The following is a 12997-nucleotide window of genomic DNA, read 5'->3' as shown; positions in this document are numbered from 1 at the left end:
GGTTCGCGCCTCAGCGCCGCGCGATGTCGAGCTGCGTGACCGGCGCGCTGTCGTTGCCCCACGAGCCGCGGATGTAGGTCAGCACGGCCGCGAGGTCGGTGCCGTCGAGCGTCTCGCCGAAGGGCGGCATGCCGTAGGGGCGCGGATTGCCCGCGGTGGTCGGCAGGAAGCCGCCATGGCTCACGACCTGGATCAGGTTGACGGGCCGCGCCATGTTGACGGCGCGGCTGCCCGCGAGCGGCGGGTAGGCGCCCGGCGCGCCCTGGCCCTGGTCGCCATGGCAGTAGGCGCAGCGCTGGTCGTAGATGCGGTTGCCGCGCGCCATCTCGCCGGCATCGCGCCGGTAGGTGGCGGGGCGCGCGGGCTTGGCGTCCGCGGCCTCCTGCGCGACGGCCGGCAGGTCCTTGAGGTAGGCGGCCATCGCCGACAGGTCGGCCTCGGACAGATGCTGCGTGCTCTCGAACACCACGTCGGCCATCGGGCCCATCACCGAGCCGCGCGGCGCGCTGCCGTTCTTGAGCAGCGCCACCACCTCGGTGGCGGGCCAGCCCGACACGCCGGCTTCGCGCGGATCGGCCAGCGAGGGCGCATACCAGTTCTGCACCGCGATCAGGCCGCCCGAGAGGCCGCGCTGCGTCTCGGTGGCGCCGAAGGCATTGCGGCTGCCGTGGCAGGCGATGCAGTGGCCCAGGCCGTCGACCAGGTAGGCGCCGCGGTTCCATTCGGCCGGCTTGCCCGCGTCGGCGACGAAGGTCTGCGGCGTGAAGAACAGCGCGCGCCAGACGCCGAGCGCGGCCTGGGTGTCGTAGGGGAAGCGCAGGCGGTGCGGCCGGTTCGGCGTGTCGGCGGCCGGCAGGCTGCGCAGGTAGGCGTAGATCGCGTCGGAGTCCTCGCGCGTGACGCGCGTGAAGCTCGGATAGGGGAAGGCGGGATAGAGCAGCCGGCCATCCTTCGAGCGGCCGTTGTGCATCGCGCGCCAGAAGTGCGCGCTGCTCCAGCCGCCGATGCCGTGCTGCGCATCGGGCGTGAGGTTGGTCGAGTGGATGGTGCCGAAGGGCGTCTCGATCGGCAGGCCGCCCGCGTAGGCCTGGCCGCCGCGCGTGGTGTGGCAGCCCGCGCAGTTGCCGGCCAGCGCGAGGTAGCGGCCGCGCTCGATGCGCTGTGGCGTGGCTTCGAAGGCCTCGGCCTGCTCGGGGATGGCGGCCTCGCCGCGCAGGTTGAGCGCGACCACGCCGCCGGCCACGGCGGCCAGCAGCAGCACGAGCACCAGCAGGGTCCAGCAGAGGCGTTTGAGTGCGGTCATCGTCGCGGCCTCACTGCATGCCGCCGCAGCCCATCGGCAACGGCGCGGCCGGCGCGGACACCGGCTTGGGGTTGGCGGGCATCGGCTGCACCGCGAGCCAGCTCGCGACGGCGTTGATGTCGGCGGTGGTCATGCGACGGCCGATCTCGGCCATGCAGTCGGGCGCGAGCGCATGGCGCTCGTTGGTGAGCCAGGCACCGAGCTGCGAGGAGACGTAGAGACGCGGCAGTCCCAAGAGGCCCGGGATGGCCGGCTGCACGCCCGTGAGCGCGGCGCCGTGGCAGTGCACGCAGGCCGGGATGTTGCGCGTGGCGTCGCCCTCGAGCGCGAGCTGGCGGCCGCGCGCGAGCTGGGCGGGCGGTGCGTCGCTGGTCGGCGAGACCGCGGCATAGGGCAGGTCGAGGCCGGCGAAGTAGTCCGCGATCTCCTGCAGGTAGGCGTCGGACATGTGGCGCACCATGTAGTTCATGTCGGTGTTGGAGCGCCGGCCGTCGCGGAAGCTGCGCAGCTGGTTGAACAGGTAGCCCGCGGGCTTGCCGGCCAGCCGCGGGAAGAAGGCCGCGTTGCCGGTCGAGCCCTGGCGGCCGTGGCAGGCGATGCAGGCGGCCACGCGCTGCTCGATGGTGTCGGGGACGCCGGCCGGTTCGGCCGCGCGCGCGGGCTGCAGGCCGACAAGGCCGATCAGGCCAAGGGTCGTGACGGCCAGTGCAGCCAGCGTGGCGCGCAGCCCGTGGTGCGGTGGTCGTGGGAGAAGTCGCACGTGTCTCATGGCGGAAGGGCGCGGCTGCATCGGCCGCACGTCGTTGCTTCGTGGGAAAACGTCGTCGGGCCCGGCGCGGTGCCCCGGGGACGTCGTGACCATACCAGCGCGCGCACGTTGCGGCGTACGCTGGGACAAAAAGTCCCATCGCTCGCACCGCGCCATGGCCACGGCGCTAAGCTGCGCCCCATGTCCACGCTCCACCCCCTGTCCACCACCACCGGTCCGCAGCGCCTGCTGTATGGCGGCATCGTCGGCGTCGCCATTGCGGCGATCCCCTGGCCGCTGGGCCTGATGGCCCGTGGCCTGGCCGGCTGGTGCGCGGCCGTGCTGGTCTACCAGGTGCTGACCTGGTGGCTGGCCGACACCTTCGATGCCAAGCGCACGCGCGAGCGCGCGCAGTCGCTCGACCAGCCGAACCTGATGATCCTGGTGTCGATGCTGGTGGTGGTGGGCGCGAGCGTGGTGGCGATCGCGATGCTGCTGCAGCAGGTCAAGCAATTGAGCGGCATCGAGCGCGCGGTCCACATCGGACTCGGGCTGGTGGCGCTCGCGGGCTCGTGGCTGATGATGCATTCCATCTACGCCTTCCACTACGCGCACCGCTACTACAACGACGAGAAGCATCGCGGGCCCGATGCGGGCGGGCTGGACTTCCCGGGCAAGCAGGACCCCGACTACTTCGACTTCCTCTACTACGCCTACGTGATCGGCATGACCTCGCAGGTGTCGGACGTGCAGGCCACCTCGCGCGAGATGCGGCGCATCACGCTGATCCACAGCGTGCTGGCCTTCGCTTTCAACATGCTGGTGCTCGCGCTGTCGGTCAACGTGGTGGCCGGCGCGATCTGATCCCGGCTCAGGCTTTGGCGGGGCGGGGCCAGAGCTTCACGAGGCCGGTCGACAGCGCCACGCCGCAGACGATCACCACGGCGCAGGTCAGCATCCACTGCGTGATGGTCTCGCCGAGGAACACCGCGCCGTAGAAGGCCGCGAACACCGGCACCAGGAAGGTCACGGTCAATGCGCGCGCCGGGCCGGCGCGCTCGATCAGCCGGAAGAACAGGATGTAGGCCACGCCGGTGCAGGCGATGCCGAGCGCGAGCAGCGCGAGCCAGGCGCGCGCGCCGGGCATCTGCGCGGGCCAGAGCCAGATCGCTGGCACGGCGAGGAACAGCGAGGCGCCGATCTGGCTGCCGGTGGCGGTGGCCAGCGGCGGCACGCCGGTGAGGAAGCGCCGCGTGGCGCTGGCCGAGATGCCGTAGCACAGGCAGGCCGCGAGGCAGGCCAGCATGGCCCACAGCGCCGCGAGGTTGCTGGCGCCGGTGTGCAGGCCGGCACCGCCGCTGGCGAGCATGGCGACGCCGATGAAGCCGATCACCAGGCCGACCAGCCGCGAGCCGTCGGGCCGTTCGCGGAACCAGGCCCAGGCCACCAGCGCGCCGAACATCGGCGTGGCCGCGTTGAGCACGGCTGCGAGGCTGCTGTTGATGCTGAGCACCGCGAAGCTGAACAGCGCGAAGGGAAGGCCCGAGTTGAAGACGCCGACCGAGAAGCTGGGCTTCCAGTGGCGCGCGAGCGCGGGGCCCTGGCCGCGCAGCAGCGCGATCGGCAGCAGGAACAGCGCGGCGATGCTCACGCGCACCGCCGCGGTCGGCAGCGCGCCGAACTCGGCGGCGCCGATGCGCATGAACAGAAAGGAGGCGCCCCAGAGCGCGCCGAGCAGCACGAGGTCGACGAGCCAGCCCTTGGGCTTGGGTGCGCCGGCGGCGGTGGTGGTGGAGGTGGTCATGCGGTGTTGTCGTTGTGTGTTCTCTTGCGCCCGGCTGCGGATCCGTCTGCAGCCGGGCGTTCCCGGACCGCGAGCCTACCGCACGCCTTCGAGCTCGAGCAGCGCGCTCTTGCGCTCGAGCCCGCCGGCATAGCCGGTCAGCGAGCCGTTGGCGCCGAGCACGCGGTGGCAGGGCACGATCACGCTGATCGGGTTGCGGCCCACGGCCGCGCCCACCGCGCGCACCGCGGCCGGGTTGCCAACGTTCGCGCTCAGCGCGCCGTAGCTGGTGGTGGCGCCCGCGGGGATCGCGAGCAGCGCCTGCCACACGCTCTGCTGGAACGCGGTGCCGTGCGACAGGTCGAGCGGCAGCTCGAAGCGGTCGCGTTTGCCGGCGAAATAGTCGCGCAGCTGTGCGGCCGTTTCGACGAACACCGGGTGGTCGTCGCGCGTCTGCCAGCCCGTGGTGTCGGGCCAGTGGCGCTGCTGGTCGAACCAGACACCGGCCAGGCCGGCGTCGGTGGCGGCCATGGTGATGCCGCCGAGCGGGCTGTCGTAGTGCGAGGTGTAGATGACGGTCTTCTTGAACTTCATGGCTTTTCAGGCGGTGAGGCCTGCCGTGGGAGTGGAAGGGAAGTCCGCGGCGGTGGGCTCGACGGACGGCGTGGAAGGGACGGGTGCGTGCCAGGCGCGCAGCACCGCGTAGCTGCGCCACGGGCGCCAGGCCTGCGAGGCCTCGCTCGCGGCGCGCGCGGTGCTCACGCCCAGCGCCTTCTGCAGCGCGACGTCGCCGGCCGGGAAGGCATCGGGCCAGCGCAGCGCGCGCATCGCGATGTACTGCGCGGTCCAGGCGCCGATGCCCGGAAGCTCCTGCAGCGCGGCGATGGTCGAGGGCACGTCGGCGCCCGCGTGCAGCGGCAGCCGGCCTTCGGCCGCGGCGCGCGCCAGCGCATGCAGCGCGGCCTGGCGCTGGCGCACGATGCCGAGCTGGCCCAGCGCATCGCCGCTGGCGGCCGCGATGGCGGCGGGCGTGGGGAACAGGCGGTCGAGCCCGTCGATGGGCGTGGCGATCGGTTCGCCGAAGGCCTCGACCAGCCGCGAGCCCAGGGTGCGCGCCGCGGCCACCGTGATCTGCTGGCCCAGCACCGCGCGCACCGCGAGCTCGAAGCCGTCGACCGTGCCCGGCACGCGAAGCCCGTCGCCATGCGGAAAGGCCTCGTGCAGCGCGGCGTTGATGGCCATCGGGTCGGCGTCGATGTCGAGCATGGCGCGGGCGCGGCTGATCACCACCGGCAGCACCGGCGCCAGCGAATCGCTGACCGACAGCAGCATCTGTTCGCGTGCCATGTCGAAGCGCAGTTGCAGCCAGCCGGCATGCACCTGTGCGCCATGCTGCACGCGCAGCGTGCGCGCCAGCCGCGTGAAGGCCGGGGCCGGCGCCTTGGCGTTCTTGCCGGCCGTGGGCACCTTGCCATCCTCGGCCGTGATGCTCTCGACCCCGCGCAGCGCGCGCCGTGCGAAGAAGCCGAGCATCGCGTTCGGGTCGTAAGGCGGGCGAAAGCCCAGTCGCACCTCGATCGCGCGGCCGTCGCCGCCCTCGGCGCCGCCGGCGCGCCGCAAGGCGCTCGGATTGAGGCCGTAGTGCTCGACGAAGGCCGCGTTGAAGCGGCGCACGCTCGCGAAGCCGCTGGCCAGCGCCACCTGCGTCATCGGCAGACGGGTGTCGGCGATCAGTTGCTTGGCCGCGAGCAGGCGGCGCGTCTGCAGGTACTGCAGCGGCGAGACGCCGAACTGGGCCTCGAAGATGCGGCGCAGGTGGCGGTCGCTGACGCCGAGCCGGGCCGCGATCTGCGCGGCGCCCGGGCCCTCGTCGGTCCAGGCGTCGGGCTCGTCGATCAGCCGCGCCGCCTGCTGCGCGAGGATGCGCGAGGCATCCTCGGTCGACCAGTTGGCCGTGCCCATGGGGCGCGGCGCCAGCTCGGGCCGGCAGCGCAGGCAGGGACGGAAGCCCTCGGCCTCGGCCTGGGCCGCATGGCGGAAGAAGCGGCAGTTCTCGCGCCGCGGCAGCTTCACGCGGCAGACCGGGCGGCAGTAGATGCCGGTGGAGGTCACCGCGGTGAAGAACGAGCCGTCGAAGCGCGCGTCGTGCGTCTTCAGCGCCAGGTAGCAGGCATCGCTCTCGAGCACGTCGGGGGAGGCGTTGGCGTTTGTCATGGCTTGAATATTAAGGTTTGGCGTCGTTTCGACTGGCCGTTTTCGGACATGTGGGTACCCCTGGCGATGCCTACAATCCCCGGGTCCACGAATCCACAGAGGAATCCTTTTTCATGCAGCTCAGCGCGTCGATCTTCAAGGCCTACGACATCCGCGGCGTGGTGCCCTCCACGCTGAATCCCGAGGTGGCGGAAGCCTTGGGCCGGGCCTTCGGCAGCGCGGCCCGCGCGGCCGGCGAGACCTCCGTGGCCGTGGGGCGCGACGGGCGCCTGTCGGGCCCGGCGCTCTCGCAAGCGCTGATCCGCGGCCTGGTGGCCACCGGCGTCGAGGTGATCGACGTGGGCGCGGTCACCACGCCCATGCTGTATTTCGCGGCCCACACGCTCGCCACCAGCGGCATCCAGGTCACGGGCAGCCACAACCCCAAGGACTACAACGGCTTCAAGATGGTGCTGGCCGGCCGCGCGATCTACGGCGACGAGATCCAGGCACTGCGCAAGACCATGGAAGCAGGCAGCGCGACGCTCGCGCCCGGCGGCAGCGTGCGCGAGGTCGACGTGACCGAGGCCTACGTGCAGCGCATCGTGGGCGACGTGCGGCTCGCGCGGCCGATGAAGATCGTGGTGGACTCGGGCAACGGCATCGCCGGCGCCTCGGCCCCGGCGATCTTCCGTGCCCTGGGCTGCGAGGTGACGGAGCTGTTCAGCGAGGTCGACGGCGACTTCCCGAACCACCACCCTGATCCCAGCAAGCCCGAGAACCTCAAGGACCTGATCGCCGCGCTGCAGCAGGGCGACGCCGAGCTGGGCCTGGCCTTCGACGGCGACGGCGACCGGCTGGGCATCGTCACCAAGGACGGCCAGAACATCTTCCCCGACCGCCAGATGCAGCTGTTCGCGCAGGACGTGCTGTCGCGCGTGCCCGGCGGCACCATCGTCTACGACGTGAAGTGCTCGCAGCGCCTGGGCCCGGCCATCGAGGCCGCGGGCGGCAAGCCGCTGATCTTCAAGACCGGCCATTCGCTGATCAAGGCGAAGATGAAGGAACTCGATTCGCCGCTGGGCGGCGAGATGAGCGGCCACATCTTCTTCAAGGAGCGCTGGTTCGGCTTCGACGACGGCACCTATGCCGGCTGCCGCATGCTCGAGATCCTCAGCAAGAGCCCGAACGCCAGCGACGTGCTCAACGCGCTGCCCACGAGCTTCTCCACGCCCGAGCTCAACGTGAAGTGCGCCGAGGGCGAGCCGCACGCGGTGGTCGAGCAGCTGCTGAAGGCGGCGAGCTTCGAGGCCCCGGCGCAGGTGTCGACCATCGACGGTCTGCGCGTCGACTGGCCCGACGGCTTCGGCCTGATCCGTGCCTCCAACACCACGCCGGTACTGGTGCTGCGCTTCGAGGGTCAGACCCAGGCGGCGCTCGAGCGCATCGAGGCCCGCATGCTGGCGCTGCTCAAGACGGTGAAGCCCGACGCCACGCTGGCCGAAGCGGCGCACTAGGACACCGTGCGTTCGCTGCTGCTGCGCCTGTACGGCGCCTTCACCACCCTGGCCCAGCCGCTGGTGCGCCGCAAGCTGCGGCGCCGCGCGGCGGCCGAGCCCGGCTACGCGGTGGCGGTCGAGGAGCGCTTCGGCCACTACGACGCCGCCACCACCGGCCACGCCCAGTGCTGGGTGCACGCGGTCTCGCTCGGCGAGACGCGCGCCGCCGCCATCCTCATCGAGGAACTGCGACGCCAGTTCCCCGAGATCCCGATCCTGCTCACGCACGGCACCGCCACCGGCCGCGAGGAGGGCGCCAAGCTGCTGCGCGAGGGCGACACGCAGGTCTGGCAGCCCTGGGACACGCCGGGCGCCGTGGCGCGCTTCCTCGACCGCTTCCAGCCGCGCATCGGCGTGCTGATGGAAACCGAGGTCTGGCCCGAGATGGCCGCGGCCTGCGCCGAGCGCCGCATCCCGCTGGTGCTGGCCAATGCGCGGCTCAACGAGAAATCGCTGGCCTCGGCCGAGCGGCTGGGCTGGCTGGCGCGGCCGGCCTATTCGGCACTGAGCGCGGTCTGGGCCCAGACCGAGGCCGACGCGCACCGGCTGGTGTCGCTGGGCGCCAAGGTCTCGGGCATCTACGGCAACCTCAAGTTCGACGCCACGCCCGACGTGCGGCAGCTGCATGCGGCCGCCAAGCTGCGCGGCACGCTGCCCAAGCCGATCGTGGTGCTGGCCAGTTCGCGCGACGGCGAGGAGCGCCTGCTGCTCGAGGTGCTGCGGCGCTTCGGCGCCACCGCGCCGGTGCCGCCCGAGCAGGGTGCGGTCCGCTCGATCTCGAAGCGGGTGCACGACGTGCAGTGGATGATCGTGCCGCGCCATCCGCAGCGCTTCGACGAGGTGGCCGCGCTGATCGAGGCCGAGGGCTTCGCGGTGGCGCGCCGCAGCACGGCGGGCCAGCCGGCCGAGGCCGAGATCTGGCTCGGCGATTCGCTCGGCGAGATGGCGCTGTACTACGGCCTGGCCGACGTCGCGCTGCTCGGCGGCAGCTTCGAACCCCTGGGCGGCCAGAACCTGATCGAGCCCGCGGCCTGCGGCTGCCCGGTGGTGATGGGGCCGTCGACCTTCAATTTCGCGGAGGCCGCGCAGCTGTCGCTCGCGGCCGGTGCCTCGCTGCGCGTCGAGACCATGGAACAGGCCGTGACCAGCGCGCTCAAGCTGGTCGAGAACCGCGAGCGCCGCGAGGCGATGTCGCAGGCCGCGCAGGCCTTCTCGTCCTCGAACCGCGGCGCGGCCGAGCGCACGGCGGCCGCGGTGCTCACGATCGCGATGGCGGCCGAGCCCGAGGAACCGGTGGAGCCGGCGCTGGCCGACGAGCCGGCGAAGCCGCCGGTTCAGGCTGCGCAGCCGGTGCCGGAAGGTCCGCGCGAGCGCGCGGAACCCACGCTCGACTAGGGTTTCAGCGCCCCGGGTTCAGCACCGGCGGCGGCGGCGGTGCGACGGGGATCGCGGGCGGCGGCGGATTGAACGGCGCCACCGGCACCGGCGGCACCACCGGCACGCTGGGCCGCGCGGGCGGCACGGCCACGGCGTTCGGATCGGCCGGCGTGGTCGATGGGGCCGGCACCGCGGGCACGCTGCCGTTCTTCGCCAGCGTGGCGTTGATGGCGTCCATGTCGGCCACGGTCAGCGTGCCGTTGGCCTGGCGCAGCTTCAGGTTGCCCAGCAGCACGTTGTAGCGCGCCTGCGCGAGGTCGCGCTTGGTCTGGTAGAGCTGGCTCTGCGAATTGAGCACGTCGATGTTGATGCGCACGCCCACCTGGTAGCCCAGGCGGTTGGCGTCGAGCGCGCTCTGGCTCGAGGCCTCGGCGGCCTCGAGCGCCTTGACCTGGCCCGCGCCCGAGACCAGCCCGAGGTAGGCCGCGCGCGTGGCCTGCGCCACGTTGCGGCGCGTGCCGTCGAGCACGCTGCGCGACTGGTCCTCGAGGGCCAGCGTTTCCTTGATGCGGTTCTCGGTCGCGAAGCCCGCGAACAGCGGCAGGTTGAAGGTCACGCCCACGGTGGCGGCGTTGATGCGCGTGCCCACGGTGCTGGTGCTGGTGCCGTTCGGGTTGCGCGTGACGTTGTAGCCGAGGTTGGCGTCCAGCGTGGGCTTGTGGCCGGCGCGCGCCTTCTCGATCTCGAGGCCCGCCACGTCGACGCCGAGCTGCGCCTGGCGGATCGCCGGGTGGCCCGCATCGGCCTGCGAGACCCAGGCTTCGATGTCGGCCGGCTGCGCGGTCGGCAGCACCACCGGCACGGCCAGCGGCACCGGCACGCTGCCGGGGCGGCCGACCAGCTGGTCGAGCACGATCTTCTTTACGCGCAGGTCGTTCTCGGCCGCGATCTCCTGCGCCACCACGAGGTCGTAGCGAGCCTGGGCCTCGCGCGAGTCGGTGATGGTGGAGGTGCCGACCTCGAAGTTGCGCTTGGCCGAGGCGAGCTGCTCGGACACGGCCGCCTTCTGCGCGCGCACCAGCGACAGGCTGTCCTGGCTCGCGAGCACGTCGAAATAGGCCTGGCTCACGCGCACGATCAGGTCCTGCTCGGCGATGGTGAACACCGACTGCGCGATCTCGGCCTGGCGCTTGCCCTGTTCCCAGGTGGCCCAGTTGGCGGGCCGGTACAGCGGCTGGGTGGCGTTGATGCCGACGTTCTGCTGCGTGAAGTCGCGCGAGGAACTGCCTTGCTGGTTGCCCGTGATGACGTCGATGTCGAGGTTGTTGCGGTTCACGCCCGCGCTGAGCCCGACGGCCGGCAGGATGCCGGCCTTCGCCTGCGCCGCGCGCGCCACGCTGGCGTCGTACTGGGCGCGCGCGCCCTGGTAGGTGGCATCGAAGCCACGCGCCGATTCGTAGAGTTCGTTCAGTGTCTGGCCCTGGGCCGGCGATGCGAGCAGCGTGGCAAGAAGGCTTGCGATGGCTGCGGAAAGAGGCAGGAGCCGGGGCCTGGGAGGCATTGAAAGTCCTTGGGAGCGGAAGAATCAGTAGCGCGGCACGGCGGGGTCGTGCTGCGCGGACCAGGCGTCGATGCCGCCGGCCACGTTGGCCAGTTGCGCAAAGCCGTTCTGGTGCAGGAAGGCGGCCACGCGCTGGCTGCGGGCGCCGTGGTGGCACAGGCAGGCGATGCGCTGGTTCTCGTCGAGCTCGGACAGGCGCGCGGGGATCTCGTTCATCGGGATCGCCAGCAGCGTGAAGCCCGCCGGGGCGACGCTCGCGGTCTGCAGCTCCCAGGGCTCGCGGACGTCGAGCAGCACGGCGGGTGCGTCGGCGTCCTGTGCAAACCAGGCGGCGAGGTCGGCGGGGCGGACTTGATCGATCATGCGGCCGGCCCGATCAGAACGCGAAGCGCGACGGCTCGGGGAAGTTCAGCAGGCGCGGCGCCACCGTGTCCCAGGGCTGGATCGTGTCCCACTTGCTTTCGCTGCTGCGGGTCACGAAGTGGGCGCGCATCATGGGTTCGTCGCCGACGATCGCCGCCAGGCGGCCGCCGACCTTGAGCGAGCCGAGCAGGTTCTGCGGAATGCGCGCGACCGAGCCGCTGAGCACGATCACGTCGAAGCTCGGGCCGCTGGGCAGCGGCACGGCGCCGTCGGCATGGCGCACCTCGACGTTGGTCACGCCGTTCTGGCGCAGGGTCTCGGCGGCGCGGGCGGCCAGCGCGGGGTTGATTTCGAGTGACAGCACCTTGGCGGCGCGGGCGCCGAGCAGGGCGGCCATGAAGCCGGAGCCGGTGCCGATCTCGAGCACCGATTCGTGCTTCTGCACGTGCAGGTCCTGCAGCGTGCGCGCCTCGACCTTGGGCGACAGCATGAATTCGCCGGGCACCGAGCCGTCGAGCAGCGGCAGCTCCATGTCGAAGAAGGACAGCGCGCGGTGCGCCTCGGGCACGTAGTCCTCGCGGCGGATGACCGCCAGCAGGTCGAGGATTTCCAGGTCCAGCACATCCCAGGGGCGGATCTGCTGTTCGATCATGTTGAAGCGCAAGCGCTCGAGGGTGGGGGCGGTGCTCATGGGTTTTCCTTCTGGGGGCGGGTCAGGACAAACCTTCAATTTTAGGCGGCACCCGACGGGCCAGCGGCTTCGTCGGGTTCCGCCTGCGCCCGCGGCTGGGTGCTGAGGCCGTAGAGCACCACGTCGGCCTGCATCTCGATGTACTTGAGCGGGTCGAAGTTGTCGCCCTCGTCGACGCACAGGTTGGCCGAGTGCTTCCAGAGCATCAGGAAGATCATCGGCGCGACCACCGAGTAGATGGTGTGGTCGACGTCGACCGGCCGGAACTCGCCGCGGTCGATGCCGCGCTGGATGATGCGCCGAAGCAACGCATGGCCCGGCCGCACCACCTCCTGGCGGTAGAAGTCCGCCAGCTCGGGGAAGTTGGCGCCTTCGCTCATCATCAGCTTGGTGAGGCCCGAGGCCTGGGTCAGGCCCACGCGCTCCCACCACACGCGCATGCAGTAGCGCAGCATCTGGGCCGTGGTGCCCTCGAAGGTCTCGAATTCCTGGTTCCACTCGGTGAAGCGGCCGCCGAGGTTCTCGACCACCACGGCCTTGAACAGCTCTTCCTTGCTCGGGAAATAGAGGAACAACGTGCCCTTGGAGACGCCGGCACGCACCGCCACTTCTTCCGAGCGGGTGGCGGCATAGCCCTTCTCGACGAACAGATCGAGCGCCGCCGCCAGCAGTTCGCCGGGGCGCGCCTCCTTGCGCCGCTCGCGCTTGGCGCGGACCGGGCAGATCTTGTCGGCAAGGAATCGGGGAGTGGGCATTGTTTAATGACTCGCGGGTTAGTAATGTAGTGAGCCGCATCGAATGCGTCAAGCCGCGACAATATCGGGTTCCCTTGTCAGTCCGTTCCTGGAGTCCCCCATGACCTCTTCGCCTTCCACCACCGAAACCATCGTGCTCGGCGGCGGCTGCTTCTGGTGCACCGAGGCGGTGTTCGACCGCGTGCAGGGGGTGGTCGACGTGGAATCGGGCTATTCGAACGGCCAGACGGTCAATCCCAGCTACGAGCAGGTCTGCACCGGCCGCACCGGCCACAACGAGGTGGTGAAGCTGACTTTCGACCCGGCGCAGATCGCCCTGCGCGAGATCCTCGAGATCTTCTTCGTGGTGCACGACCCCACGACGCTCAACCGCCAGGGCAACGACGTCGGCACCCAGTACCGCAGCGGCATCTACTACACGACCGAGGCGCAGAAGCAGGTGGCCGACGACGTCATCCGCGAGATCGAGGCCGGCAAGACCTATGCCTCGCCGGTGGTGACCGAGGTCAAGCCGCTCGACAACTACTCGACCGCCGAGGCCTACCACCAGGACTACTTCCTGAACCACCCGAACCAGGGCTACTGCGCCTTCGTCGTGGGACCGAAGGTCGAGAAGTTCCAGAAGACCTTCGCCGCGCGCGTCAAGGCCTGATCCTCTTTCCGC

Annotated in this window: 13 protein-coding genes; 4 read left to right on the top strand and 9 right to left on the bottom strand. The window is 71.0% G+C overall.

Features of this window, described 5'->3' with window-relative positions; translation table 11 throughout:
• Nucleotides 1–10: 10 nt before the first annotated feature.
• Nucleotides 11–1303, bottom strand: coding sequence for a c-type cytochrome (locus AC07RV_RS29530; RefSeq protein ID WP_057596293.1), 1293 nt, complete (start codon nt 1301–1303; stop codon nt 11–13).
• Nucleotides 1304–1313: 10 nt separating this feature from the next.
• On the bottom strand, nt 1314–1988 hold the full coding sequence (locus tag AC07RV_RS29525; RefSeq protein WP_444814109.1) for a c-type cytochrome: 675 nt from the start codon (nt 1986–1988) through the stop codon (nt 1314–1316).
• A gap of 264 nt (nt 1989–2252) precedes the next feature.
• Between AC07RV_RS29525 and AC07RV_RS29520 the strand changes: the two genes are divergently transcribed.
• Nucleotides 2253–2915, top strand: coding sequence for a DUF1345 domain-containing protein (locus AC07RV_RS29520; protein ID WP_296781297.1), 663 nt, complete (start codon nt 2253–2255; stop codon nt 2913–2915).
• A gap of 7 nt (nt 2916–2922) precedes the next feature.
• Here AC07RV_RS29520 and AC07RV_RS29515 read toward each other — a convergent pair whose 3' ends face one another.
• From AC07RV_RS29515 to AC07RV_RS29505, 3 genes are all read right to left on the bottom strand, one after another.
• Nucleotides 2923–3855, bottom strand: a complete 933-nt coding sequence (locus AC07RV_RS29515) for a DMT family transporter (protein ID WP_296781298.1) — start codon at nt 3853–3855, stop codon at nt 2923–2925.
• 75 nt (nt 3856–3930) lie between these two features.
• The gene (locus tag AC07RV_RS29510; protein ID WP_093340123.1) at nt 3931–4428 is read right to left on the bottom strand and encodes a methylated-DNA--[protein]-cysteine S-methyltransferase; all 498 of its coding nucleotides are present in this window, start codon (nt 4426–4428) and stop codon (nt 3931–3933) included.
• Between the two features lie 6 nt (nt 4429–4434).
• Nucleotides 4435–6048 (bottom strand): DNA-3-methyladenine glycosylase 2 family protein, encoded by a 1614-nt coding sequence (locus AC07RV_RS29505; protein ID WP_296781299.1) that lies wholly within the window; start codon nt 6046–6048, stop codon nt 4435–4437.
• A 113-nt stretch (nt 6049–6161) separates the two neighbouring features.
• Here AC07RV_RS29505 and AC07RV_RS29500 point away from each other — a divergent pair, with 113 nt between their 5' ends.
• Together AC07RV_RS29500 and AC07RV_RS29495 are read left to right on the top strand one after the other, a co-directional pair.
• Complete coding sequence (locus tag AC07RV_RS29500; RefSeq protein ID WP_296781300.1) at nt 6162–7544, top strand: phosphomannomutase/phosphoglucomutase; 1383 nt, start codon at nt 6162–6164, stop codon at nt 7542–7544.
• 6 nt (nt 7545–7550) lie between these two features.
• Nucleotides 7551–8981: a 3-deoxy-D-manno-octulosonic acid transferase gene (locus tag AC07RV_RS29495; RefSeq protein WP_296781301.1), complete on the top strand. Its 1431-nt coding sequence runs from the start codon at nt 7551–7553 to the stop codon at nt 8979–8981.
• 4 nt (nt 8982–8985) lie between these two features.
• On the opposite strand, the gene AC07RV_RS29490 is transcribed toward AC07RV_RS29495, so the two are convergent.
• From AC07RV_RS29490 to AC07RV_RS29475, 4 genes are read right to left on the bottom strand one after another with little or no spacing between them, the layout of a single operon-like run.
• Nucleotides 8986–10524: a TolC family outer membrane protein gene (locus AC07RV_RS29490; protein ID WP_296781302.1), complete on the bottom strand. Its 1539-nt coding sequence runs from the start codon at nt 10522–10524 to the stop codon at nt 8986–8988.
• Between the two features lie 24 nt (nt 10525–10548).
• Nucleotides 10549–10887, bottom strand: a complete 339-nt coding sequence (locus AC07RV_RS29485) for a rhodanese-like domain-containing protein (RefSeq protein WP_057596286.1) — start codon at nt 10885–10887, stop codon at nt 10549–10551.
• Between the two features lie 13 nt (nt 10888–10900).
• Nucleotides 10901–11578, bottom strand: a complete 678-nt coding sequence (locus AC07RV_RS29480) for a protein-L-isoaspartate O-methyltransferase family protein (RefSeq protein WP_296781303.1) — start codon at nt 11576–11578, stop codon at nt 10901–10903.
• 41 nt (nt 11579–11619) lie between these two features.
• Nucleotides 11620–12333, bottom strand: coding sequence for a TetR/AcrR family transcriptional regulator (locus AC07RV_RS29475; protein ID WP_093340115.1), 714 nt, complete (start codon nt 12331–12333; stop codon nt 11620–11622).
• A 100-nt stretch (nt 12334–12433) separates the two neighbouring features.
• Here AC07RV_RS29475 and msrA point away from each other — a divergent pair, with 100 nt between their 5' ends.
• Nucleotides 12434–12985, top strand: a complete 552-nt coding sequence (gene msrA, locus AC07RV_RS29470) for a peptide-methionine (S)-S-oxide reductase MsrA (protein WP_093340113.1) — start codon at nt 12434–12436, stop codon at nt 12983–12985.
• The last annotated feature ends 12 nt before the right edge of the window (nt 12986–12997 follow it).

This window comes from Variovorax sp. GW821-FHT09B01, assembly GCF_059418345.1.
The sequence above is the reverse complement of the archived record's forward strand: the minus strand, read 5'-3'. Positions and strand labels throughout refer to the sequence as shown.